The following is a 23465-nucleotide window of genomic DNA, read 5'->3' on the forward strand; positions in this document are numbered from 1 at the left end:
CATTTGTTCAGGTTCGTTTTTGCGATGCCCGTGGCCCGGCTACCGGCAACTGCGCCGCTTCGCCCGCCGATTTCCTCGTGCGGTGTGGGCAGACCAGAGCACAGCGGCGCTGCGGGCGTTGACCGAGCATCGTGAGGACCTGGTGCGCACCCGCACCCAGACCGTCAACCGGCTGCACGTCCTGCTCGCTCAGCTGCTGCCCGCCGGCGCCGCAGCCAACCTCACGGCCGACGGCGCAGCGGCCCTGCTGCGAACCGTGCGTCCCCGCGAGCTGCTGGCCCGCGCGCACCGCCAGATCGCGGTCGACCTCGTCGCCGAGATTCGACGCCTCGACCGGCGCATCAGCGTCGCCGTCGATGCGATCACCGCTGCCGTCGCCGCGTCCGGCAGCACCCTGACCCGCCTCTACGGCGTCGGCGACATCGTCGCCGCCATCGCCCTCGCCCGCACCGGGTCGGTCAGCCGGTTCGCCTCCTCAGCCCACTTCGCGTCCTTCGCCGGCGTCGCCCCGATCGAAGTCTCTACCGGCGACGTGGTGCGCCACCGGCTCTCCCTGGCCGGAGATCGCCAACTCAACCGTGCCCTGCACGTCATCGCCATCACCCAAATCCGCGGCGACACTGCGGGAGGGGCCTACTACCAGGGCGAACGACAAACCGGCAAGAGCCACCGCGAAGCACTGCGCTGCTTGAAACGCCGGCTCGCCGACGTGGTTTACCGGCGCCTGCTCCGCGACACGGACACCTCACGCGGGACTACCCCTTGACAGAGAGAGGCGCCGAAGAGCTCAGCTTCTTCCGGTTGGTTTTAACCGGTTGCGAGCGTGCCGCCATAGCTGCTCGAACTCGCCGGCGGACAACGTCTCCAGCAGAGGCTGGATGTCGGCGTCAGGCGGCGGGAACGGCGCTTCAGGTACGACGCCATATCGCCTCTCGTAGTTCGCTACAGCGCCCTCGCCGCCTAAGTCGCGTGCCGCCAGCACTTCCGCAAGAGACGCCGCTGCCACTACCGCTCCATCGCCGCGCAGCTCAACGTGGCGCAGGGACCACCGATCGGTGTCGAGTTCGTCGTAGCTCCAACGATCCTCTTCCGGCCGATACCAGCGGACGTAGCTCAGCACGTCGTCATTGTGGTGCCCGCCTGGCCGGCATGTCGCCGTGGACTGTGGGACATCCCCGGCCCTCACCAAGACGACCGAGGGGCGTGCCGGCGGCGAGCGGGCCGACGCCGAGAGCGGGGTCCTGCGCCGGGCCGCTGCGTCCGTGTCAGGGGGCCGCAGGAGGCCGGAGCGGGGCCGGTGGGCACGAAGACGTACGCGGGCACGGAGCTGCGCCGTCGGGCCACGATGGCGCCGGAAAACGGACGTGGCGCCCGCCGGAGATCCGGCGGGCGCCAGGGTCACGTGTGTCGGGCGGGTCAGCGGCGGCTCTCGCCGCTGGTGATCTCCTCCCGCTCCGGTCGGGGTTCGACCGGCGGGTGCCCCGGCGAGACCGGTGGCTCGGCCGGCTTTTCGATCGGGTAGAAGAAGCCCCGGATGGCCGGGCCGAGCGCGCCGAGCCGGTTCATCTTCTTGGGGACGGCCCAGCAGGCGTAGTCCAGGGCCGGGGCGTGGCCGTCGTGCCCGTCGACCGGGGTGAGCGGCTGGTGGACCTCGACGAACCGGCCGTCGGGCAGCCGCCGGATGATGCCGGTCTCCACACCGTGGGTCAGCACCTCCCGGTCGTGCTGCTGCAGGCCCAGGCAGAGCCGGTAGGTGACGTAGTAGGCCAGCGGCGGGAGGATCAGCAGGCCGATCCGGCCGGCCCAGGTCATCGCGTTCAAACTGATCTGGAACTTGTCGGCGATGACGTCGTTGGCGCCGGAGATGGTCAGCACGAGGAAGAACGCCACGGCCATCGCGCCGGCGGCGGTCCGGGCAGGAACGTCCCGGGGCCGTTGGAGCAGGTTGTGGTGACGGTAGTCCTTGAGGTGCCGCGCCTCCAGGAACGGGTAGAACAGCGAGATCGCGATCAGGATGCCCGGCAGGACGACCGTCGGCCAGAAGATCGGCGGGATGACGTACCCGTCGCCGATCGGGATGGAGATCTCCCAGGCCGGCATGAGCCGGGTCGAGCCGTCGAGGAACATGACGTACCAGTCGGGCTGGCTGGCGAACGAGACCACCCACGCCTCGTACGGGCCGAAGTACCAGATCGGGTTGATCTGGAACAGGCCGCCCATCAGCGCGATCACGCCGAAGACAACCATGAAGAAGCCGCCCTGCTTGAGCGCGTAGCGCGGGAAGAACCGCTCGCCGACCACGTTCTCGTTGGTCCGGCCGGGGCCGGGCCACTGGGTGTGCTTCTGCTTGAACAGCAGGCCCAGGTGGACGCTGATCAGCGCCACCAGCAGCGCCGGGATGAGCAGCACGTGGACGATGAAGAGGCGGCTGACGATGATGGTGCCCGGGAACTCGCCACCGAAGATCGACGAGCTGACCCAGGAGCCGATCACCGGGATCGACAGGATGATGCCGGAGGCGATCCGCAGACCGGTGCCGGAGAGGCCGTCGTCCGGCAGCGAGTAGCCGGTGAAGCCGGCCAGGAAGCCGACCCAGAACAACAGCGAGCCGACGATCCAGTTCGCCTCCCGCGGCTTGCGGAACGCGCCGGTGAAGAAGACCCGCAGCATGTGCACCACGATCGAGGCCATGAACAGCAGCGCCGCCCAGTGGTGCATCTGCCGCATGATCAGCCCGCCCCGAACCTCGAACGACAGGTCCAGGCTGGAGGCGTACGCGGCCGACATCGGGGTGCCCCGCAGCGGGGCGTAGCTGCCGTCGTAGACCACCTCGCTCATCGACGGCTCGAAGAAGAAGGTCAGGAAGACACCGGTCAGCAGCAGGACGATGAACGAGAAGAGCGCGATCTCGCCGAGCAGGAAGGACCAGTGGTCCGGGAAGACCTTGTTCAGCAGCTGGCGCAGCGGGGTGGCCACCTGGAAGCGGTCGTCCACCGCTCCGGCGGTCTTGGCCGGCAACGCGGCCGCATGAAACTTCCGGCGCTTCATGGCCGCTCCTAGAAGTCGGGACCGATGGTTTCGGTGTAGTCGGACCTCGCCACGAAGAAGCCCTCCTCGTCCACCTCGATCGGCAGCTGCGGCAGCGGCCGGTTCGCCGGGCCGAAGATCGGCTTGGCGTTGTCGGTGATGAGCAACTGCGACCGATTCCGTGGAAGAACCAGTCAGCAGCATCCCCCAGCGCGAAGACGACCACGCCCGACCGCCACAGCCGACCATCCATTGACCCGGCGGCCCAACTGCTTCACCTCGGCGTTGCCTACCTGCACGTGGCCCCAGACTGCCGCATTACGGTCAGGTACGCGGGCGAAACGCCCGTATAGGGGCAAGCGACGTCTTCCGGTTCTGAGGTCTCCAAGATCCGGACTATGCACGGAATGATCAAGCGGCGGACACTGCCTCGATCTAGGCCCGCCCCAGGTCAGGTCGGGTGCGTCGGCTCTAGCGCTACTGCCTTCCTAAACCGTGTATCGCAGGTTCGAACCCCGGTCCGGGGCGTCAGGTCGCACCTGTATCGCGAGGATGGCGTCCGCCCGCGTCGGGTCAACCGCGAGGTCGTACGCGTCGATCTGCGAACGGCTGTCCCAGGTGACCCGATCGCGGCTGGCCATCAGCGTGTCCGACGCGGAGTCCAGGCCGTACGTGATTCCGCCGCTGGTGCCGAGGAGGTGGAAGTCCGCGTGCCCGGCAAGTGAGAGGGAGTGCCAGGCGCCGCCGCCGTCGCGGCTCTCGACGAGGCCGAGATGAGCGGGCCCGGGCTGTCCCGGCGCGGGATGGCCAGAGGCGAGGAAGGAATCCGGCCCGACGACGGCGAAGCTCATCGTGTCCAGGCGCCCTGGCCGCCCCGTCGCCGTTCCCTTCCTTCTCTACGCGGGCGTCCGCTGGGCCGGCATCGCCTGGTTCGGGCGGAGCTTCCCGCGCTACGGCTGTCGCCACGCGTTTACTGGGCCTACGGCATTGCCTTCCTGCTCTACAGCACGGTCCTTCGCAATCTGCCGTGGCCGCCGTTCACGTGGTTCGACATCCCGAACGTGACCCACTGAACCTTTCCGCGTAACGGTGTGAGTGCGGCGGGTAGCCGCCTTGGCGGTCGGTGCGGACACGCCCGAACCTGTTGCGGTGCAAGGGAAAGACGCAGAACCCCGGTATGAAGTGGTCCTCTCACAGATCAACTTCAGTAGGGGTCCTGCGTCGCCATGAGTGTCACATACACCGCCGAGCTGTCCGTGCGCGAGGAGACCGTGTTGTTCCTGTCCGGGCTCCTGCACGGGCAACGGCAGCGGCTCGGGACCCGTACCGGGACGCGGTCGCTGAGCTGCTTCAAGCAGGCGATCCTGGTGATCCGCTGGTTCCTTGACGGCACTCGGGTCAAGCAGTTGGCCATCGACAACCAGGTCAGCTCATCGACCGGCTACGCCTACCTGCACGAGGGCATCCGGGTCCTCGCCGCGCACGCGCCGGGCCTGGAATCGGTGCTGTTGGCCGCGAAGATGGCCGGCTACGCGCACGTGAACATCGACGGGACCCTGATTGAGACCGACCGGTGTCGCACCCCCGGACCGACGCCGGGAGTGGACCTGTGGTGGTCCGGCAAACACGACAACCACGGTGGCAACGTGCAGGTCGTGACCGCTCCGGACGGGTGGCCGCTGTGGACCTCACCAGTACGGCCCGGCCGGGAACACGACACGACCGCCCTACGCGAACACGACATCCTGCCCCTGCTGGTCACCTGGACCAACGACCAGCGGCGGGTACTCGGCGACCTCGGCTACGAAGGCGAAGCCGACACGATCACGACCGCGTTCAAAAAGCCGAAGAACGGCTCCTGCACCACCGTGCAGCAGCAGTTCAACAAGGCACACAACGGCGTCCGCGCCATCGGCGAACGCGGCAACTCCCTGCTCAAGACCACCTTCAAAGCGCTGCGCAACGTCAGCCTGTGCCCCTATAACATCGGCAGGATCACCGCGGCGGCCCTCGTACTCCTGCACGTCGAGCACAACCGCACAACCTGATCACCCAACGCCACGACCCGTTACGCGGAAAGGCTCACTGATGAGGCACATGTGATCCACACTGCTCTTCTCGGCGTTAGCGCCGACTAATCTAGGTACGGGATGAAAAGTCCGGCGGTGAACGCACCGAACCTGCGGAGGCGGCAGACGCTTCTGCGGTTGACGCTGCTGGTCGCCTTGGCGTTCGGCGTGCTCGGCATGCACACCTTCGGCCATCCGCCCGACCTCGAGCGCCCCGCCGTCGGCCATGGCACGACCGCCGGACACATGATCGAACCTGTGCCGGCGCCAGCGCAGGGCCACGACGGCTCGCACGGCCATGGCGACGATCTTCACGCTTTCACCGTGTGCCTGGCTGTGCTGGGCGCGGTGCTGGTCCTCATCTCTGTGGTGTTGCTCCGGCGGCGCCGGCGGGACCTCGCCATGCCGGCCGGTGCCTGGCCATGGGTGACGGGCAAGTGTCGAGCTCCACCACGACGCCCCATCGGGCTACATCTCACCGTCCTGTCGGTCCTGCGGACATAGGAAGCGCGCGATCCGGGCTGCCCGGATCCGACGGCTGTTTCCGAAAATCTAGCGACAAGGACCACGTACCTGATGAAGCGAACCATTTTGCGCCGCAGCGCCTTCGCCGGCGTCGCCCTGTCTGCTCTGCTCGTCACCGCAGCTTGCAGCGGCGGTGACGACATGGCCGGCATGGAGCACGGCAACAGCGCTCCGTCGGCGAGCACCTCGTCCTCGGCCAACGCCACCTTCAACGACGCGGACGTCATGTTCGCTCAGATGATGATCCCGCACCATCGGCAGGCGGTCGAGATGGCCGACCTGGCCCCGAGCCGGGCGAGCGACCCGGAGCTGAAGGACCTGGCTGCCAAGATCAAGGCGGCCCAGGATCCCGAGATCACCACGATGAAGGGGTGGCTGACGTCGTGGGGGATGCCCACCGACCTCCCCAGCAACCACAGCATGCCGGGGATGAGCTCGGGTCCCGGTCACAACATGCCCGGGATGTCGGCCTCCTCCGGTCATGACATGCCAGGGATGAACTCGGAGATGCCAGGCATGATGTCCGAGCAGGAAATGGCGGACCTCGCCGCTGCCACGGGCACCGAGTTCGACAAGCAGTTCGCCGAGATGATGATCGGCCACCACAACGGCGCCATCGAGATGGCCAAGACCGAGCAGACCAGCGGCAGCAACCCCGAGGCCAAGGCGCTCGCCGCCAAGATTGCCTCGGACCAGGCCGCGGAGGTGCAGACCCTGCAGAAGATTCTCGACCGCCTGTAAGCAACGTCCCTCCGACCGGGCTGCATCCCCACGGCGTCGCGCCGTGGGGATGCGGAACCCCTGCACATCAATCCACGAGCTGGTAGCCAGCCCGCTGAACGGCGGCATGGACGTCGGCGGCACCCAGCGGGTTCTGGCTGAGAACGGTGATCGTGCCCGGGGCCACGTCGGCCTGGACATCGGTCACACCCGCGATCTCGGAGACGTGCCCGGTGACCTTCTTGGCGCAGCCGCCGCAGGTCATACCCGAAACCTGGTAGGTGCTCCGGGCGCCTGCGGTGGTGTCTGCGGCCGCAGGGGCGCTGTCGATCGTGACAGTGCCGCAGCCGCAGCTCGATTCATTGCCGCACATGTAGATCTCCTCGATGTTGCAGCCGTCTACGCAATCGTCCGCGCCCCCGAGATCGGCTGGGCCGCCGGTCAAACCTGGCTGGTCCTCGCCGGCGCCGTCGTCGCCCTGGCCGGATTCGTCGCCCTCCAGGCGGTACGCCGCGAGCCGCTGATGCGCCTGTCCATCTTCCGCGCCCCCAACCTCGCCGCCGCCAACATCGCCCAGCTGCTGCTCGGAGCCGCCTGGATCCCGATGTGGTTCTTCCTCAACCTCTACCTGCAGCAGGTCCTCGGCTACAGCGCCTTCCCCAGCGGGGCCGCTCTGCTGCCGATGACGATCCTCATCATGATCGGCATGATCGCGCTCGCCCCGCGGGCCATCGCCCGGTTCGGCCCGAAGCCCATGGTGGTCACCGGCCTCGCCATCCTCGCCATCGGACTCGGCTGGCTCGCCCTGGTCCGCCCGGACGGCAGCTTCACCGTCGACGTCCTGCCCGCCTCCCTGGTCGCCGCGCTGGGCATGTCCCTGGCGTTCATCCCGTCACTCGGCACGGCAATCTCCGTCGCCCGCCCCGAGGAAGGCGGGCTCGCCTCCGGCATCGTCAACACCAGCTACCAGGTCGGCTCAGCGCTCGGCCTGGCCGCCATGACCGCGGTCGCCTCGTCCGCCGGCGCTGGCCGGCCCGGCGACCTGGCCGCTCTGACCGACGGCTACTCCGCCGCCTTCGTCGGCGCCGGCATCATCGCGGTCGCAGGCGCCCTCATCGCCGGACTCACCCTCCGCGCGGCGAAGCGACAGCCCGCCACCGAGGCCGAGCCAGCACCCGTGGCCTGACCGACTGCAACCCACTGACCGCCTCTCCGACGCCGGTGGACCAGTCTGATCCCGACTGATCCACCGGCGCCGCCATTCGATGAGCGCCCACACGGTTCGGCCACGATGGTGAACTGTCCAAGGCTGGGGAGAGCAGGAGCTGGCATCGCCGACGACGCGCCCTCGAGCCCGCCAGGCCCACGTGCAGAGCGAGGACCAGAACCACAGCCAACGCGAGGAGGGCGTTCTGGAGACGGGAGCGTGGGGAGCGGCGCCGCTGCCCGCGTGTCACGCCGACGGTGTCCTGAGGGTTCGCGCCGGGGGATTCGAGCTGCCAGGCTACGGCAAGCGGGTTGCGGCTGCTGAACCGTTCGAGGTCGCGGGTGATGATGTCGCGGATCTGAGTAAGGCCGTCTTCGTCCGCAGCGTCGATGCGCACTGTGAGGGAGTCGCCGTCGGCCGTGAGCGTGGCGTGGCCCCATGGGGCGAAGGTGACCCTTCCGCTGGAGTCGCTCCACTCGGCGGCCACTCGCACCTCCCTGCGCGTGTGCAGGTGCATGCGGGCGGAGTGGCCGTCGCTTCCCATGGCGGCGGCGTGCTTGCAGAACTGGACGAGGTAGCGGCTGGCTCTGTTCGTCTGGATCTGGGCTTGCAGGACTGGCACGGCGTTCCTTCTCGGTCGTGGTCTGTCGGGGAGCCGAGCGCGCCGGTCCGCGGGCCGGCTTTCGGTGTGGCGGGGGTCGGGTTGGAAGGTGCCCCGGTCAGGCGGGCCCTGCCTCATGCCGAAAGTATAGAGACAACCTGTCTACGTCAACTGCAACCTGTTCTGCCAGTGAACGACGTGTAGGATGCGGGTGTGCCCAAGCTGTGGACCGAGACGATCGACGCCCATCGGGCAGCGGTTCGGGACGCTGCCATGGATGCCATGGCCGCGCTGGTGGCAGAGCGCGGGCTGGTCGCGGTGACGATGTCGCAGATCGCCGAGCAGGCCGGCATCGGGCGCGCCACGCTGTACAAGTACTTCCCGGACGCCCGGGCCGTTCTGACCGCCTGGCACGAACGTCAGATCACCGCGCACCTCGACCAGCTCACCGCCGCCGTCGACCCCTCCGCCCCGGCCATCGTGCGCCTGGAAGCTGTCCTGCACACCTACGCGCACATCCAGCACCACTCGGCGCGCCACCACGGCGGCGAACTCGCCACGCTGCTGCACCGCGGCGAACACGTCGACCGCGCCCAAAAACGACTACGCGACTTCGTCGAAGAACTGATCGCAGAGGCCGTGCGAGACGGCCACCTCCGCGACGACGTGGCCGCCGACGAATTGACCACCTACTGCCTGCATGCCCTCACCGCAGCCGGTGCCATGCCCCGCCCAGAGAGCATCCAACGCCTGGTCACCGTCACCCTGGCCGGACTGACCGCACATCGCCCGTAATTTAGCCGCTGTCTAAGGGACGTCTCGTAACTGGGTGAAGGCGTTGCCCGACGCCGGACCGGTGGTCAGCCAGCGAGGATGATGTTGTGGAGGTTGGCGATGCCGGAAGTGGCGTCGGCCAATGTGTGGGCGGCGCGGCGGTAGTCGCGCAGGATCTTGAAGCACTTCATCCTGGCCAGGGCGTGTTCGACCCCTGCTCGGACCCTGCGGTGTTCGACGTTCAGGGCTTCCTTCCAGTCCGGGAGGTCGCTGCCGTCGGCGGGCTTGCGGTACGGCATGATCACCTCGGGGTTGCCGCGGTAGCCGCCGTCGGCCATCACCGGGCGCCCGTCCAGTTTCTGGTCGATGCCGCTGGTGCGGTAGACGATGGTGTCGTTGCGGTTGCCGGGTTGTGGGTCGCCGATGGCGATGACCAGGCGGGTGCTGGCGTCGATGGCGACCTGCAGGTTCGCCGAGTAGCGGTAGTTTTTGCTCCGGGCGGCCAGGCGGTGATCGCGGGTGGGGATCAGGGTGCCGTCGACGATGGCGATTTGCTCGACTGGCCGTTTGCGCACCGGCGCGAGGGCCAGTAGCGGCGCAAGGGTGTCGATGACCCGGTGCGCTGCGGAGTGCGACACCCCGAACAGCGGGCCGATCTGGCGCATCGTCAGGTTCGTGCGCCAGTAGGTGGCCACCAGCAGCACCCGGTCGGCGAGGTCCAGGGCCCACTGCCGGCCCGGCCGGCCGTCGGCGATGGCGTCACCGCCACGCTCGGCGACCAGCCGGACCAGCTTGCGGAACTGGGCGGGCTGCAGCCCGGTGAACGGGAAGATCCACTCAGGGTGGGTTGCGGTGATCACCTGCACCCGGGCATCCTGCCCGATCATCCTCAAGAGACGGACGCCAGGGTTACGAGACATCCCTTAGTCCGGTTCATGGGCTCGCTGAGCAAGCCGCCCGACTACCGGATCCCGCGGGGCGGCGCTCACCATCAGCACGTGGGAATGACACCCTCGTGCCGCGTCCGGCGTCGGTAGCGATCCTGAAACGGCTCGGCCGCAGCTGCCGGGCGTGCCGGAGTGGGCGGAAACCCTGGCCCCGGGGGTACCGGGACGCCAGCGGGCCGGACCAGTCTCGCGGGTCAACCTCGTTAACCGATGTTGGCTGCGGGCTTCGTCTCGTGCACGTGCGGGTGTTCGTCGTGTCGGTCCGGTTGATCCGCGTGGTCGGCGTGGAACAGGGCCTCCGCGAGCAATGCCCGTACGTGGCTGTCGGCCGCGGAGTAGTGCACGAAGGTTCCTTCCCGTCGGCCCTTCACCAACCCGGAGAGACGCAGCTTCGCGAGGTGCTGACTGACGGCGGTGGGACTCGCTCCGACGAGCTCCGCGAGGCAGGCAACCGACGACTCGCCCTGCAGCAGAGCCCAGAGGATCTTGATCCTGGTCGGGTCGGCGAGCAGTCGGAAGCCTTCGGCGGCCAGGTGGACCTGTTCCTCGTTGGGCATCTGAAAGTCGGGCAGCGTGGTGTGCACGGCACCCACCATAGCTGTGCTCCAGCACTCGTCTGCACATCTGCCTGCTTACCTTCATGCCTACGCAGGTAACGTGGCTTGTCGTGACCAGCTCAACGCTCGCCTCGCCACCTGTCATCACCGGCCGCCCCGCCGGCCCCGGTCTCGTCGCCCGCTTCTGGGCGCCGGCCGAGGTGCGATGGGCGGCGATCGCCACCGGGCTGTTCGCCCTCGGCGGTGTAGCCCAACTGCTCGACGCGCCCCCGGCGCTGTGGTGGCCTCTCTACCTGGCGTGTTACGCGGCCGGGGGTTGGGAGCCCGCGCTCGCGGGCCTGCGCGCGCTGCGCGAGCGGACCCTGGACGTCGACCTGCTGATGATCGTGGCGGCGATCGGCGCGGCGAGCATCGGCCAGGTGTTCGACGGCGCGCTGCTGATCGTCATCTTCGCCACCTCCGGCGCGTTGGAGGCCGTCGCGACAGCTCGGACCGCCGACTCGGTGCGTGCGCTACTCGACCTTGCCCCCGAACGGGCCACACGGCTGCTCCCCGACGGTGGTGAGGAGGTCGTCGACACCGCCGACCTGCTCGTGGGCGACATGATCCGGATCCGTCCCGGGGAACGGATCGGCGCAGACGCCCTGGTGCTGGACGGGACCAGCGACGTCGACCAGGCCACCATCACGGGGGAACCCTTGCCGGTGGCCAAGACGGCCGGGGACGAGGTGTTCGCCGGCACCCTGAACGGGACCGGCTCAGTCGTGGCGCGAGTGCACCGGCCTGTCGGTGAATCGGTGATCGCCCGCATCGTCGCGCTGGTCGACGAGGCATCGGCCACCAAGGCGACGACTCAACTGTTCATCGAGAAGGTCGAACAGCGCTACTCCGTCGCCGTGGTCATGGCGACCCTTGCCCTGTTCGGCGTCCCTCTCGCCTTCGGCGCCGAGCTGCAGCCCACCCTGCTGCGCGCCATGACTTTCATGATCGTCGCCTCACCCTGCGCGGTGGTGCTGGCGACCATGCCACCCCTGCTGTCCGCCATCGCCCTCGCCGGCCGTAACGGTGTGCTCGTCAAATCCGCCGTGGTCATGGAACGGCTCGCCGACACGAGCCTGGTGGCGTTCGACAAGACGGGAACCCTCACCACCGGTAGCCCTCGCCTCGCCGGCATCCACCCCGCGGCCGGTGTCGACGCCAGCGAGCTGCTCCGGCTGGCCGCCGGGGCCGAGAACCCGAGCGAGCATCCGTTGGCGGTGGCCGTCGTGACCGCCGCCCGGGAACGCGGGCTGCCCGTCCCGACCGCCACTGACTTCGACTCCACCCCGGGCCGCGGCGTCTCCGCCCTCGTCGACGGCAAGCGAGTGGCGGTCGGCGGGCCCAACCTGCTCGACGAAGGACCCGAAGCCGACACCGCCGAGATCCGACGCGCCGTCACCGACGTCCAGGCCGCCGGCCACACCGCCGTCGTGGTCGCCGTCGACGGACGGCCGCGCGGCGTGCTTGCACTCGCCGACCACATCCGGCCTGAAGCCGCCGCCACCGTCGAAGCCCTCACCGCCCTCACCGGCGCCACGCCCGTCCTGCTCACCGGCGACAACCTCGGCGCGGCCCGACACCTCGCGGCCGAAGCCGGTATCACCGACACCCATGCCGGGCTACTGCCCGCCGACAAAGTCGACCGGGTCCGCGACATCCAGGCCCGGGGACAACAGGTCCTCCTCGTCGGCGACGGCGTCAACGACGCACCCGCCCTGGCGACCGCAGACCTGGGCGTGGCCATGGGTCGCCAGGGATCAGACCTGGCCCTGCAAACCGCTGACGCCGTGCTCGTCCGCGACGACCTGAACACTCTGCCCGCCGTGATCGCCCTGTCCCGGCGGGCCCGCCGAGTGGTCAAGGCGAACCTCCTGATCGCCGCAACCTTCATCGTCGTCCTGGTGACCTGGGACCTGCTCGGCCACCTGCCTCTGCCCCTGGGCGTCGCCGGCCACGAAGGCTCCACTGTCATCGTCGGCCTCAACGGACTCCGGCTCCTACGCCAATCCGCCTGGAGACGTAAGAGATCCGGCCACGACCTCACCGACTACAGGTAGGCCTCGGCGGCAGCCAAAGCCGGGACGGCACGGCTTGAGCACCGCCCGCTGGCCGCACGCGTACAAGTCCGCCTCGCGACCCGCGACGAGTCGTGGCCTGACTGCTCCAGCGCGCTCGCGATGTTCACGCGCCCGTCTCCGGCTGGGCCGGCTTGCGGGCGCGGATGCGCTCCACCGTGCCGGCTTTAATCCGTTCGGCCTCCTCGATCTGGAAGCCGGCGGCTTGGACGAGGGATAGCTGCCGGCGGGTGAAGTGCTCCCCGGCTGCGCGAATCGTGATCCGTTCCAGCAGCCACTGTGCGGCGTGGATCGGCGGCCAACTGCTGGCGATGTGGTCCATCAGCAGCAGCGTGCCGCCGGGCACCAGGACCCGGCGCATCTCGGCGATCGCGGCAGCGGGGTCGGGGATGGTGCACAGCGACAGCGCACACACCACCGTGTCGAACGACGCGTCGACGAAGGGCAGTCGCTCGGCGTCGCCTTCGCGCAGGTCCATCTCGCGGCCGAGATCGGTGGCGCGCTCGCGCGCGATGGCCAGCATCGCCGGGCTCAGTTCGATGCCGGTGATGGTGGCGTCGACCCGGTAGTGCGGCAGGTTACGTCCGGTCCCGATCGCGACCTCGAGAACCCGATCGTGAGCGCGCTGGCCGAGCCGCTGGCGTCCACCGGCGAACCAGATCTTCTCGAACAAGGCGATCTGCTTGTCATAGCTGGGCGCGCTCTTGTCCCACACCCGCTTCTGCCGGGCGGTCGGAGTTTCACTCATCTTGCGCTTTGCCGTGTTGGTCATGACAGTCCTTGTCTACGAGCTGGCTGGGGAGGAGGCAGTCGGCATCGGAGGCGGCGGCGCCGATGACGCCCATGACCGCCTGCCGCACCCGGGTGGCGGCCTGGGCCGGGTCGGGTTGCCCGGCGTCGAGCCAGGCGATGATCGCCTCGATCGCCACGACCGGTGCTAGCTGCGCGGCCCACCGGGCGAGGGCCTGGTCCGGGACGACGGCGGAGATCTGCAGGTGGGCGGCGGCGGTGATGTCCGCGCGGAACTTCTCGATGCGCTCCTTGAACTCCGCCTCTCGTAGGGCGTGCCGAAACAGCAGGCGGAACCCGGCCGGTGATTCGATCGCAGCACCGAGCAGGCCGTCGATGCTGGCAGCGGTGAACCCACCGACCGGCTCTTCGACGCGGGCATCCAGCCGAGCGCACATGCGGTCCAGGACGGCTTGGTAGAGGTCCGTCTTGGAGGCGAAGTGCCGGTAGAGGATCACCCGCGTGATCCCTGCCTCGGTGGCGATGTCATCCAGGCTCGTCGCGGCGAAACCCCTACGTGCGAATGCCTCGGTCGCGGCGGCCAGCATCTGTTCCCTGCGCTGCGCGCGGGGCAGACGTCTTGTCCGCTCCGGCTTTTGATCAACCATCATCGGGCTCCGAACGATGTATGTCTACTCCAGAGTGTACTCATGACTGTGTTGACTTAAGAGTGCACAAGCGGCAGGGATCGGTGAACGATGTCCGGTCTCGGGACCTGCGTGACAACTCGGTATCAGGACCTGGGTGACGCGCCGCCGCGCGTTGATGGAGTTGAGTGTGATGGAGCAGCGGTTTCAGGCTGCCCGGTGCATGCGGGCTCAGTACGCCTGGCCGCACACCTTCCAGGCGCCATCCTCCTTCATCAGCGGGAATACGTGCTGGTCGGTAGAGCCGCTGTCCAGCGTCAGGGTCATGTACACCATCGCCACCCCGCTGTCGTTGAAGCTCCTCGCGTGGACAGCGTTGACCTTATGGCCGCGGATCTTCGGCTGCTTGGCGACGCCCTGGACGAACGCGTCCCTCGTGTATGTGCCGCGCGTGTCGCTGCACAACTGCCCGTACGCCGCGTCCGCATCGCCGGCCTCCAGGTGGCTCACGAACGACTCGGCGGCCTGCCGCGCCGGAGCCGCCGCGCCCTTGGCCCCCTTGTACAGGAAGAAGCCGCCGATGCCGGCGCCACCGCAGCACAGCACGACGACCACGCCGACGACGATCAACACGGTTCGCAGCGTCCGCCGCTTCGGCGGTTGGGGCACCTGGTACGGGTGGGTCATGGGAAGGAACGGTAGGGGGTGCGAGAAGTCCTCGATGCCCCGTCGAAGTGATCCGCGTCTCTGCCCTGGCAGCATGCGCCGGCCGATGTTCAAGATCCGGACCATCTGCGGATGGGCAGGGGCTGCGGGCGCGCAGATGAGCGCGACGATGCCGACTAGCCGGAAGTGTCACCCAGGTCCCGAGACCGATCTGTCACGCACGTGCTGAGACCCGACAGCGTGCTGCCGTCGAAGTGGTGAGAACTTTCTGTACGTCTTCAAGGCGGCCCTGAACGGGCCGCACGCGCTGCCGCCTGGGCGCGCCGGCCGCTGCCGCTGTCGCTCTGCGGCCGTCACGCCTGACGCCCGGCGGCTGGCGCGGACAGCGGGAAGCCCGGGAGGGCCGCCGCAGAAGGACAGGCCGTTGACGGGTGAGGTGATGGGCCGGCAGCCGGCCGGGCCCCGCGACCACGAGCCCGCGCGGCGTGGGGAGGGCAGGCCAGCCGCGTCGGCGAGCTGGCGGCGGTCGCGGGGTTGCGGTTAGGGCGCCTCCGGCGGGGGCGCTCCGGCTCCAGGATGGCTGGGGCTCCGCCGGCGGGTCACGGTCCGTGGTTGGTTGCGCGGGCCATCCCGCCTGCCGTCGACCCGGGCGAGCCGAGCAGGCCACCGCCCGACCCGCCAGCGTCCGCACGAGCCGTCAAGGTCCGCTTGACATGGCGGGCCGGGCGGCGGCCCGCTCCCCAGAGAGCGGGTCGACGGCAGACAGTGAGGATGGTGGGGTGGGTCGCCGGGTTGGTCTGACTCACCGGCAGCGGTTGCTGTCCTCATCCCGATTCGTCGGCCGGCTCGGTGGCCCCGGCAACTGCATGTCACCGGTCAGGCGTCGTGACCTGATAGGAGCATGCGCGAGAGGCGCCCACCACTGTGTTGTCCGCATCGCCTGACCGGTGACGTGTCCACGTGTTCTCGACTCGACCGAGAAGGGCGGACCTCACCAGCATGGCAGCCAAGAAGCGATCTGTTATCGGTGGTGTGGACACCCACCGCGACACCCACCACGCCGCGGTCATCGGCAGCACCGGCGGACTCCTGGGCGACGCCGAGTTCCCGGCGACCGCCGCCGGCTACGCGGATCTGCTGGCCTGGATGCGCTTCTTCGGTCGAGTCAGGGCCGTGGGTGTGGAGGGCACCGGCAGCTACGGCGCTGGCCTGGCCCGCTACCTGACCAGGCTGAACCTGCCTGTCGTGGAGGTGGATCGGCCAGACCGCCGAGCCCGCCGCGCACAGGGCAAGTCCGACCCGATCGACGCTATCGCTGCCGCCCGGGCCACCCTCGCCGGGACCGCCATGGGCACCCCGAAGACCCGCACCGGACCGGTCGAGGCCATCCGCGCCCTCAGGGTCGCCCGCTGAGGCGCGGTCAAGGCCCGCACCCGCCGCACTCAACCAGATGCGCGGCCTGGTCGCGGCCGCCCCTGAACCCTTGCGAGCCCATCTGAGCAGGGTCAGCGCCGCCGTGCTGGTCAGTCGGTGTGCTGCGCTGACCTACGACCCGGGCAGGCCTAACGAGCCGGAATACGCCACCGCCGCAGCCCTGGTCGGGCTCGCCCGCCGGGTCACCACCCCTCACCGAGGAGATCACCACCCTCGACCGGCAGGTGGCACCCATCGTCCAGAAAGCGGCACCCCGCACCACAGCCTTGTTCGGCGTCGGCCCCGACGTCGCCGCCCAGCTGCTCACCACCGCCGGCGACAACCCCGACCGCCTTCGCTCCGAAGCCGCCCTCGCCCACCTCTGCGGCGCAGCACCCATCCCGGCCAGCTCCGGACGGGTGCGCCGCCACCGCCTCCACCGAGGAGGCGACCGCGGCGCCAACCACGCCCTGCACACCATCGCGCTCTGCCGCCTGCGCTACGACCAACGAACCCGCGCCTACCTGCAACGACGCACCACCGAAGGCCTCAGCAAGCAAGAAATCCTCCGCTGCCTCAAGCGCTACATCGTCCGCGACGTCTACACCGCCCTGGTCGCCGACTTCACCGCCCTAACCACTTGACCTCCATAGGAGTCTCCGATGCCTCTGTCGTGACGCCCGTGCCGTGCGTGAAAATCTGGGGTGGTCGCCCGCCGACGTCGTTGATGCTTGGCATCTTGATGCCGTATAGGAGTCTGACGCTGGAAGCGTGATCTAGGGGCCGTGCATTGTTGCTTTGAGCACGCGAGTCCGCCTCTGTCCTTCCCCGCAATGCTTCCGCGGGTGACCGCCTGGTGGATGCCCGGCAACGAAGGGTGGTGCCCGTGGAGGAGATCACTGAAGAACCGGTCCAGGTCGTGGCGCGGGTCTGCGCGATCGACATCGGCAAGGCGGGTCTGGTGGCGTGTGTGCGGGTGCCGCATGACACCAGGCCGGATCGACGGGTGCAGGAGATACGCGAGTACGCGACGGTGATGCCGGCGTTGCTGGAGTTAGCGGACTGGCTGCGGGTCGAGCGGGTCGAGCTGGTCGCGATGGAGGCCACGTCGGACTACTGGAAGCCGGTGTTCTACCTGCTCGAGGCAGAAGGCTTCGAGTGCTGGCTGCTCAACGCCAAACACGTCAAGAACGTGCCCGGTCGGCCGAAGACCGATCGGCTCGACGCGGTGTGGCTGGCCAAGGTCGTCGAACGCGGGATGTGCCGGCCCAGCCTGGTGCACCCCAAGCCGATCCGGCAGCTGCGGGACGTGACCCGCTACCGGCGCAGTCTGGTACGCGAGCAGACCAGGGAAAAGCAACGTCTGGAGAAGACCCTCGAAGACGCGCAGATCAAGCTGGACTCCGTCATCAGCGACCTGCACGGGGTTTCTGGTCGGCAGATGCTGCAGGCAATGATCGACGGCCAACGGGACCCGAAGGTCCTCGCGGAGATGGCCCACGGTTCGATGCGCCGCAAGATCCCTCAGCTGCGGGAGGCGTTGACCGGCCACTTCGACGAGCATCACGCGTTCATCTGCGCCACCATGCTGCGCCGCATCGATGCCCTCGCGGCCGACATCGCCGACCTGGACGCCCGGATCGAGGCGATGATCGCCCCTTTCGCAGCGGTGGTGGAGAAGCTGGATGAGGTCACCGGCATCGGCGTGCAATCCGCCCAGGAGATCATCGCTGAGATCGGCGTGGACATGACCGTCTTCCCCACCGCCGCGCATCTGGTGTCCTGGGCGAAGTTCAGCCCCATCGACGCCCAGTCCGCCGGCCGCAAGAAGGCCAACTCCACCGGCAAGGGCAACCCCTGGCTGGCCGCCACCCTCGGCGAGGTCGTCGCCGGGCTGTCCCGCACCAGCACCTTCCTCGGCGAACGCTACCGTCGCCTGGCCCGCCGACGAGGCAAGAAACGGGCGATCGTCGCAGCCGGCAACTCAGTACTGACCATCGTCTGGCACCTGCTCACCGACCCCGACGCCCGTTACCAGGACCTGGGCCCCGGCTTCCACGAGTCGAGGATCAGCAAGCAGCGCCGTCAACGTGATCTCATCCGTCAGCTCGAACAGCTCACCGGCCAGAAAGTCGATCTCCAGCCCCCACCGCAACCAGCCATCGCCTAATCAGAAGCCCTCAACCCGACCCGGCTCCGCTGCGCTCCGCCGGGTGCTGCCGCCTGCCCACCCACTCACCGATTTTCGAGTCAGCATCGGGATGGCTACTGGCTTAGTGAGGGGCTTTGCTCGCCGAGGGCTGGGGCGGGATGGCTGTCATGGTTCCTCTGCCGGAGCCGCGCCCCGCCAAGGGCGTTCAGACCCACACCCCAGATGAGCAGGACGGCGAACCACTGGACCCAGTTCAGTGCACTCATCTGGCCGGAGAGCAGGTGCCGGACGGAGGAATACGGAGTCAAGGCTTGGGCCGGCGTGAGGACGTCGATGGCACCCAGCAGGAACCACAGGCCGAGCGGCAGGATGATGGTGGCGATGAAAGCGATGGCGGGACGCCGCATCAGCAGGCCGAGTCCGGTGCCCACAAGTTGGGCCACCACTTGGACGAGAACACTACCTACCGCGATGGTTCCGACGTGCCGCCACGGCTCCTGAACGCTCGACGTGGTGATCGTGAGGGCTACGACGCACACCAGGAGGCCGAAGAGACCCACGACGGCGGCGAGCAGCGTTGCGGCCAGCAGGGTGGATGTGAGGCGGGTGGTCCCGGGTGCCCGCTTCAGGTCTCGGGCGAGCAAGATGCCGAAGGCCGGCACGATGATGGACATCAGGCTTTGTGCCACGTCGGAAAGGTTGGCGAAAGTGCGATCATCAGGCGGGCTGGCCATACCAAGCCCTGCGGCGGCTACCAGTCCCAGCAGCAGGGTGACCGCGAGTAGAAGCCGGCGCGCCCGCGTCCCGACGGAGCGGCGGAGGGCGTTGAGAGTTGCCTTGCCGAGGCTGGTGGAGGTGCCGAGGGCGTTGGGAATGCCTGAATTAGTCACTGTGTCCCCGTTCGACAATAGGACTTCAGTCTCTCCTATCAGGGCGCTCTCAGTCACTGTCGATTCAAAGAATGGCAACAGTGCATGCCGATCCGCTTGGTGACAGAGGGAGTGACGACGGGGACGGATTCTGCCGGACGCACAGGGACTATCGCGGACCGCTCTCGCCCCTGAAGGTGACTATGACGCCAGCTCACCGCGGGACGATCATTCCTTCACACCGAACGGGTCGCGAGGCGAACTTCTCCGGGGCATCGGCGACCGTGCCGGCGCGTCGCGCTCTGAACCTCAGGCCCGCCGCGCACGCGGCCGGCCGCACGGACAGCGCCAAGATGGCAGCGGGACCTGGCTGCATGTGATCCTCTGGCGTGTGAGCAGTTCAGATGACGAGGCATGGTCGGCCTAACTGGAACGCACTCGCGGCCTCGCCGAACAGATCCTTCGCGCGGACGACCCGTAGGGCCTCGGCTTGCAGTTCATGGGCGAAACGCTCGATGTCATGACCATCGGCGAGTACGCAGGCAGCATTTACTGCCTACGGGGCGCGCTCACCGACTGGGTTGAACTCAAGCCAGACGAGGAAGAACGCGCCTTCGCCGAGATGGCTCGCGCCGCCCGCGAATGGCTAGCACTGGATCCGCGCGACAGCGGCACGGTTCGCAGGTACTTCGACTATTGGCTGTACGACGTCTGTGGCTACGAGCGGCCGTGGGCCCAGCCCACTGATGACTCCGGCGCACTGAGTGACTATCTGAGTGACGATCACGACGGACGCCGGTGGACGAGGACGCACGACGGGGGACGCCATAGCGGCGAGAGACGGGTGAAGCAGCAGGTGGCGGAGCCGCGTTGGTTGCCTGGGGGTCAAGGGGGCGATGAGGGCCAGGTCCAGCCCGTCTCGCCAGGCCATCGAAGGACGACCAACAGTGACCCAACTAGAGCGGTCGCAACTCCTAGTAGACGAGGCCCGCGTTAGCACAGGCTGTAGTCAGCTCGAACGAAGCCTCCTGCGCCTCGCCCTCCCTCTCAAGCGCGACCTTCGCTCGTTGAACCGGGTCACCGCCTTTCAAAGCATGGGCCGCCTCACCGAGCTTGGCCCGATCATCAAGCATCACACCAACCCGGGCGATATCGTCCACGGCCGAACGCTTCGACCGGCAGGATCGTGCCTCTCATAGCCCAGATGCTCGGTCATCTCCTCGTTCAGCGCGGTCTCGAGCACCGTCTTCGTCAACTGCTTGAGCAGCCCATCCGGGCCGGTCAGCGACAAGCCCTGCTCCTTGGCCAGCCGAACCAGCTCCGCGGCGGCCTGCTCCTCCGCCGATGGCTCAGGCTTCCTCTTCCGTGGAGTCACATCGTTCAGTGTCGCGGTGATCACGGCACCTTCCTCGCCAGGCACCACGCCCGGCGGGTCAGGCCGGAAACACCGTTAGATCCACAGTCCCAGCAGGTCCGCCAGCACCAGCAGGGTTGCGGGTCGCCGCATCGTGGGGGAGAGGACATCCGGCCGGGGCGAAGATCCGCGACAACGAATGGCAAGGGTCGGTGGTGCGCAGCGTGGCCCGATCGCTAAGGATCTGGGCGTGGGCTAGGAGCCGACGAGTGAGACCGAGACGGAGTTGGCCGGCCCGCCGGGCGTGGTCGTCTTCGATGTGGCCGCCGCGCGGGCTGCGTGCTTGCTGAGCTCTGCGGCGGGCCCGAAGGGGCACCGACGAACTAATCCGAAAATGACCGTGCCGAGACGGGCGGCAGCATCCCGGCGTAGCGCAGCGGAGCCGGGATGAGGGGTTGTTGGTGTGGTTATGCGGCGGGTTGGAGGGTGACCTGGTAGCCGAGGGCGTTCAGGCCGCGGATGTGGTTGCGGATGGCGCGTTGGGTGCCGGCGCGGTTGTCGTAGTGTCCGGGGCCCAGGTCGCTGAAGGTGGATTGTTCGTCGGAGAGCAGGTGCCAGACGATGGTCAGGATGGATCGGCCGACCGCGACGACGGCTTTTTTCTTGCCGCGGCGGCGGGCGAGCCTGCGATATCGCTCGCCGAGGAAGGTGTCGGTGCGTGATGCGCCGACGGCGGCTTCGCCCAGGACGCGGGCGAGGTAGTGGTTGCCGTGCCCGGTGGAGCCGTTGCCCTTGTTCTTGCCGGCGGATTCCTTCACTCCTGGGGCGAATTTGGCCCAGGAGGCCAGGTGCGCGGCGGTGGGGAACCGGGTCATGTCCAGGCCGATCTCGGCGATGATGGCGTGGGCGGCGGTGGCGCCGACACCGGGGACCTCATCCAGCCGGGCCACCGCTGCCGTGAAAGGGGCAACCAGCTCCTCGATACGGGCCTCGACCGCCGTGATGTCGGCGTTGAGCGTGTCGATGTGGGCGAGCATGCGGGCCAGCAGGAACGCGTGGTGGTCGCTAAAGCGCCCGACAAAAGCCTCGTGCAGGTCATGCAGCTTGGTGCGCATGCGGGTGCGGGCCAACTGCGCCAGGGTGTGCGGGTCGCGTTGCCCGGCGACGAGGGCGTCGAGCATCGCCCGGCCGGAGACGCCGAAGATGTCGCTGGCGACCACGGACAGTTTGATCTGGGCGTCTTCGAGGAGCTTTTCCACCCGGTTCTTCTCCCGTCCGCGCTCACCGATGAGGTCGACGCGGTAGCGGGTCAGGTCCCGAAGCTGGCGGATCGCGGCGGGTGGAACGAAACTCGGGCGGATCATGCCGCGTTCGGCTACCTTGCACAGCCAGACCGCGTCGAGCTTGTCGGTCTTCGGCCGGCCCGGCAGATGCTTGACGTCGCGGGCGTTGACCAGCCACACCTCGAACCCGGCTGCTTCCAGCAGGTAGTACGGCGGCTTCCAATAGTCCGACGTTGCCTCCATCACGACCCGGGTCACGCCGAGGTCGGCCAGCCAGTCACCCAGCCCAGTCAGCGACCGGGTCATCGTGGAGACGGTGCGTATCTCCTGCACTCGTCGTGTTGATCCAGTCGGGCTGGGCAGCCGCACGCAGCACACCACCTCGGCCTTGCCGATATCCAACGCCGCAACCCGCTCCACGACCTGCGCATCGTCTGGTGCCTCCTGCATCTGCGACCTCCCTTGCCATAGCACGGTTGACCGGGGTCGGTCGCTCGCAGGAGTCGCAGGGACGGGGAACGAAGCTAATCCGCGTGCTCGAAGCAACAGTGAAGGGCCCAACAGCGCGACTCCCAGCGCCCGACTAGACGACGGCCTCAAGGACCAAGGAGTAACGACGTCGACGAGCGACCGGACCCCCATTTTCAGCCCGGAACGGGCCGCCCACCAGGGGCGACAGGGACTAGACGAGTGATTCCCAACTCTGGGTTGGGCGGCGTGGCGGGTTGACCAGCACAAGAAGAGAGGGCATCGATGGTTGTTTGTGAAGACAGACCTCGACACCCTCTTGACCGCACTGTACGTCCTGATCGACGACCACGTCATCCCGCCGCACCGACGTGGGCCGGGCCGACCCAAGCGGCTGTCCGACTCCGAGCTGGTATGCCTGGCTGTGGCCCAGGTGCTGCTGGGTGCCCGCTCGGAGCACCATTGGCTGCGCCTGTGCTACGGCCGGCTCGGGCATCTGTTCCCGTACCTGCCCAAACAACCCGGATACCACAAGCGGGTCAAGGCCGCCGCGCCGCTGATCTGCCGGGCCACGCTGTACCTGGCCACGCTGTGCCCGTCGTGGCGCGACGACCTGCGGTTGCTGGATGCCACCCCGGTCCCGTGCGGCACGTCTCGGCCCACCGTGCAGCGTTCGGCGTTGGCAGAGATCGCCGGGTACGGCTACTGCGCCTCCCATTCGCGCTGGTACTGGGGGTTGAAGCTGTACCTGATGACCACCGCCGAGGGAATGCCGGTGGCGTGGTGCCTGGCCAACCCCAAGATCGGAGAGCGGGAGGTGGCCGAGGAGTTGCTGGCTCACGCCCGCGAACTGGGCTCGCTGTGCAGCGGCATGGTGGTGTTGGCGGACAAGGGCCTGTCCGGCAAGCAGATCGATCGGTACGCCGCCGAGCAGGTCGGGGTGCTGCTGGCCCGCCCGGACCGCAAGGACGAGCAACGCCGCTTCGGCAACCTCGCCGGTGTCCGGCAGTGGATCGAGTCGGTCAACGACACCCTGAAAGGCCAGCTCAACCTGGAAGGACACGGTGGGCGCACCCCGGCCGGAGTGTTCGCGCGCGTCGCGCAGCGGCTCCTCGCGATGGCCGCAGCGATCTGGCACAACTGGCGGACCAACGCACCCGTCAAGCGTTCCTTGATCGCGTACGACCACTGATCAATTCGGAATCACTCGTCTAGACTTGGGTGAGTCTCAAGGTCTTGCCGATCGTCATCGGCGGTGGGGCAATGGTCTGTGTTGCCCCTCCGAGACGCACCCCCACGTTCGACTGCCTCTTACTGACGATCGGCCCGTCCTCCGACGTGCG

22 protein-coding genes and 3 pseudogenes are annotated in these 23465 nt (G+C 68.2%); 10 read left to right on the forward strand and 15 right to left on the reverse strand.

Features of this window, described 5'->3' with window-relative positions; translation table 11 throughout:
• Positions 1 to 82 precede the first annotated feature (82 nt).
• Entirely contained in the window at positions 83 to 766 is a 684-nt protein-coding gene (locus AC0OLQ_RS17600) for a transposase (RefSeq protein ID WP_484527098.1), read from the forward strand.
• Positions 767 to 787: 21 nt separating this feature from the next.
• Here the strand turns inward: AC0OLQ_RS17600 and AC0OLQ_RS17605 are convergent, their stop codons facing one another.
• The 4 genes and pseudogenes from AC0OLQ_RS17605 to AC0OLQ_RS17620 all read right to left on the reverse strand — a co-directional run bounded on the left by AC0OLQ_RS17605 (position 788) and on the right by AC0OLQ_RS17620 (position 3878).
• On the reverse strand, positions 788 to 1120 hold the full coding sequence (locus tag AC0OLQ_RS17605) for a hypothetical protein (protein ID WP_484527099.1): 333 nt from the start codon (positions 1118 to 1120) through the stop codon (positions 788 to 790).
• Positions 1121 to 1416: 296 nt separating this feature from the next.
• Positions 1417 to 3048 (reverse strand): cytochrome bc1 complex cytochrome b subunit, encoded by a 1632-nt coding sequence (qcrB, locus tag AC0OLQ_RS17610; RefSeq protein WP_484527100.1) that lies wholly within the window; start codon positions 3046 to 3048, stop codon positions 1417 to 1419.
• A gap of 8 nt (positions 3049 to 3056) precedes the next feature.
• Positions 3057 to 3206, reverse strand: a pseudogene (locus AC0OLQ_RS17615) (cytochrome bc1 complex Rieske iron-sulfur subunit); the annotation flags it as partial.
• A 309-nt stretch (positions 3207 to 3515) separates the two neighbouring features.
• Positions 3516 to 3878, reverse strand: coding sequence for a hypothetical protein (locus AC0OLQ_RS17620; protein WP_484527101.1), 363 nt, complete (start codon positions 3876 to 3878; stop codon positions 3516 to 3518).
• A 375-nt stretch (positions 3879 to 4253) separates the two neighbouring features.
• Between AC0OLQ_RS17620 and AC0OLQ_RS17625 the strand changes: the two genes are divergently transcribed.
• The 3 genes from AC0OLQ_RS17625 (at position 4254) to AC0OLQ_RS17635 (ending at position 6362) form a co-directional block, all read left to right on the forward strand.
• Positions 4254 to 5075: an HARBI1 family protein gene (locus tag AC0OLQ_RS17625; RefSeq protein WP_484527102.1), complete on the forward strand. Its 822-nt coding sequence runs from the start codon at positions 4254 to 4256 to the stop codon at positions 5073 to 5075.
• Positions 5076 to 5234: 159 nt separating this feature from the next.
• Positions 5235 to 5600 (forward strand): DUF6153 family protein, encoded by a 366-nt coding sequence (locus tag AC0OLQ_RS17630; protein WP_484527103.1) that lies wholly within the window; start codon positions 5235 to 5237, stop codon positions 5598 to 5600.
• Positions 5601 to 5672: 72 nt separating this feature from the next.
• A complete protein-coding gene (locus AC0OLQ_RS17635; protein ID WP_484527104.1) occupies positions 5673 to 6362 on the forward strand; it encodes a DUF305 domain-containing protein in 690 nt (229 codons plus the stop codon).
• Positions 6363 to 6429: 67 nt separating this feature from the next.
• Here the strand turns inward: AC0OLQ_RS17635 and AC0OLQ_RS17640 are convergent, their stop codons facing one another.
• On the reverse strand, positions 6430 to 6786 hold the full coding sequence (locus AC0OLQ_RS17640; RefSeq protein WP_484532374.1) for a heavy-metal-associated domain-containing protein: 357 nt from the start codon (positions 6784 to 6786) through the stop codon (positions 6430 to 6432).
• 33 nt (positions 6787 to 6819) lie between these two features.
• On the opposite strand from AC0OLQ_RS17640, the gene AC0OLQ_RS17645 reads away from it, so the two are divergent.
• On the forward strand, positions 6820 to 7527 hold the full coding sequence (locus AC0OLQ_RS17645; RefSeq protein WP_484532375.1) for an MFS transporter: 708 nt from the start codon (positions 6820 to 6822) through the stop codon (positions 7525 to 7527).
• Here AC0OLQ_RS17645 and AC0OLQ_RS17650 read toward each other — a convergent pair.
• Positions 7466 to 8287 carry a DUF2218 domain-containing protein gene (locus tag AC0OLQ_RS17650; protein ID WP_484527105.1) on the reverse strand — a complete coding sequence of 274 codons (822 nt, stop codon included), beginning with the start codon at positions 8285 to 8287 and terminating at the stop codon, positions 7466 to 7468. The two genes, AC0OLQ_RS17645 and AC0OLQ_RS17650, sit on opposite strands and share 62 nt — an antisense overlap.
• A gap of 75 nt (positions 8288 to 8362) precedes the next feature.
• Here AC0OLQ_RS17650 and AC0OLQ_RS17655 point away from each other — a divergent pair, with 75 nt between their 5' ends.
• Positions 8363 to 8944: a TetR/AcrR family transcriptional regulator gene (locus tag AC0OLQ_RS17655; protein WP_484527106.1), complete on the forward strand. Its 582-nt coding sequence runs from the start codon at positions 8363 to 8365 to the stop codon at positions 8942 to 8944.
• Between the two features lie 65 nt (positions 8945 to 9009).
• On the opposite strand, the gene AC0OLQ_RS17660 is transcribed toward AC0OLQ_RS17655, so the two are convergent.
• Both AC0OLQ_RS17660 and AC0OLQ_RS17665 read right to left on the reverse strand, forming a co-directional pair.
• Positions 9010 to 9789, reverse strand: coding sequence for a transposase family protein (locus AC0OLQ_RS17660; protein ID WP_484532318.1), 780 nt, complete (start codon positions 9787 to 9789; stop codon positions 9010 to 9012).
• A gap of 284 nt (positions 9790 to 10073) precedes the next feature.
• The gene (locus AC0OLQ_RS17665) at positions 10074 to 10454 is read right to left on the reverse strand and encodes an ArsR/SmtB family transcription factor (protein WP_484527107.1); all 381 of its coding nucleotides are present in this window, start codon (positions 10452 to 10454) and stop codon (positions 10074 to 10076) included.
• Between the two features lie 83 nt (positions 10455 to 10537).
• Here AC0OLQ_RS17665 and AC0OLQ_RS17670 point away from each other — a divergent pair, with 83 nt between their 5' ends.
• Positions 10538 to 12523 carry a heavy metal translocating P-type ATPase gene (locus AC0OLQ_RS17670; protein ID WP_484527108.1) on the forward strand — a complete coding sequence of 662 codons (1986 nt, stop codon included), beginning with the start codon at positions 10538 to 10540 and terminating at the stop codon, positions 12521 to 12523.
• Between the two features lie 124 nt (positions 12524 to 12647).
• On the opposite strand, the gene AC0OLQ_RS17675 is transcribed toward AC0OLQ_RS17670, so the two are convergent.
• The 3 genes from AC0OLQ_RS17675 to AC0OLQ_RS17685 form a co-directional block, all read right to left on the reverse strand.
• Complete coding sequence (locus AC0OLQ_RS17675; RefSeq protein ID WP_484527109.1) at positions 12648 to 13313, reverse strand: class I SAM-dependent methyltransferase; 666 nt, start codon at positions 13311 to 13313, stop codon at positions 12648 to 12650.
• A complete protein-coding gene (locus AC0OLQ_RS17680) occupies positions 13282 to 13941 on the reverse strand; it encodes a TetR/AcrR family transcriptional regulator (RefSeq protein WP_484527110.1) in 660 nt (219 codons plus the stop codon). The genes AC0OLQ_RS17675 and AC0OLQ_RS17680 overlap by 32 nt, the downstream gene beginning before the upstream one ends.
• Positions 13942 to 14148: 207 nt before the next feature.
• Complete coding sequence (locus AC0OLQ_RS17685) at positions 14149 to 14604, reverse strand: Rv0361 family membrane protein (protein WP_484527111.1); 456 nt, start codon at positions 14602 to 14604, stop codon at positions 14149 to 14151.
• Positions 14605 to 15582: 978 nt separating this feature from the next.
• On the opposite strand from AC0OLQ_RS17685, the pseudogene AC0OLQ_RS17690 reads away from it, so the two are divergent.
• Both AC0OLQ_RS17690 and AC0OLQ_RS17695 read left to right on the forward strand, forming a co-directional pair.
• Positions 15583 to 16640 (forward strand): annotated as a pseudogene (locus AC0OLQ_RS17690) (IS110 family RNA-guided transposase).
• 242 nt (positions 16641 to 16882) lie between these two features.
• Complete coding sequence (locus tag AC0OLQ_RS17695; RefSeq protein WP_484527112.1) at positions 16883 to 18166, forward strand: IS110 family RNA-guided transposase; 1284 nt, start codon at positions 16883 to 16885, stop codon at positions 18164 to 18166.
• Positions 18167 to 18261: 95 nt separating this feature from the next.
• On the opposite strand, the gene AC0OLQ_RS17700 is transcribed toward AC0OLQ_RS17695, so the two are convergent.
• From AC0OLQ_RS17700 to AC0OLQ_RS17715, 4 genes and pseudogenes are all read right to left on the reverse strand, one after another.
• On the reverse strand, positions 18262 to 19038 hold the full coding sequence (locus AC0OLQ_RS17700) for a hypothetical protein (protein ID WP_484527113.1): 777 nt from the start codon (positions 19036 to 19038) through the stop codon (positions 18262 to 18264).
• Positions 19039 to 19991: 953 nt separating this feature from the next.
• A complete protein-coding gene (locus AC0OLQ_RS17705; protein ID WP_484532526.1) occupies positions 19992 to 20177 on the reverse strand; it encodes a hypothetical protein in 186 nt (61 codons plus the stop codon).
• Positions 20178 to 20188: 11 nt separating this feature from the next.
• Positions 20189 to 20413: pseudogene (locus tag AC0OLQ_RS17710) on the reverse strand (transposase); the annotation flags it as partial.
• A 425-nt stretch (positions 20414 to 20838) separates the two neighbouring features.
• Positions 20839 to 22104: an IS110 family RNA-guided transposase gene (locus AC0OLQ_RS17715; protein WP_484527114.1), complete on the reverse strand. Its 1266-nt coding sequence runs from the start codon at positions 22102 to 22104 to the stop codon at positions 20839 to 20841.
• A gap of 313 nt (positions 22105 to 22417) precedes the next feature.
• Here AC0OLQ_RS17715 and AC0OLQ_RS17720 point away from each other — a divergent pair, with 313 nt between their 5' ends.
• Positions 22418 to 23314 carry an IS982 family transposase gene (locus tag AC0OLQ_RS17720; protein WP_484532264.1) on the forward strand — a complete coding sequence of 299 codons (897 nt, stop codon included), beginning with the start codon at positions 22418 to 22420 and terminating at the stop codon, positions 23312 to 23314.
• The last annotated feature ends 151 nt before the right edge of the window (positions 23315 to 23465 follow it).

The sequence above is a fragment of the Micromonospora sp. Utrum1 genome (assembly GCF_057197805.1).

Excerpts from the sequence above, each read along its gene's own strand:
- AC0OLQ_RS17650 (WP_484527105.1), bottom strand. The coding sequence starts at position 8,287 with ATGAGGCAGGGCCCGCCTGACCGGGGCACCTTCCAACCCGACCCCCGC.
- AC0OLQ_RS17635 (WP_484527104.1), top strand. The coding sequence starts at position 5,673 with ATGAAGCGAACCATTTTGCGCCGCAGCGCCTTCGCCGGCGTCGCCCTG.
- AC0OLQ_RS17625 (WP_484527102.1), top strand. The coding sequence starts at position 4,254 with ATGAGTGTCACATACACCGCCGAGCTGTCCGTGCGCGAGGAGACCGTG.
- AC0OLQ_RS17620 (WP_484527101.1), bottom strand. The coding sequence starts at position 3,878 with ATGAGCTTCGCCGTCGTCGGGCCGGATTCCTTCCTCGCCTCTGGCCAT.
- qcrB (WP_484527100.1), bottom strand. The coding sequence starts at position 3,048 with ATGAAGCGCCGGAAGTTTCATGCGGCCGCGTTGCCGGCCAAGACCGCC.
- AC0OLQ_RS17715 (WP_484527114.1), bottom strand. The coding sequence starts at position 22,104 with ATGCAGGAGGCACCAGACGATGCGCAGGTCGTGGAGCGGGTTGCGGCG.
- AC0OLQ_RS17675 (WP_484527109.1), bottom strand. The coding sequence starts at position 13,313 with ATGACCAACACGGCAAAGCGCAAGATGAGTGAAACTCCGACCGCCCGG.
- AC0OLQ_RS17685 (WP_484527111.1), bottom strand. The coding sequence starts at position 14,604 with ATGACCCACCCGTACCAGGTGCCCCAACCGCCGAAGCGGCGGACGCTG.
- AC0OLQ_RS17680 (WP_484527110.1), bottom strand. The coding sequence starts at position 13,941 with ATGATGGTTGATCAAAAGCCGGAGCGGACAAGACGTCTGCCCCGCGCG.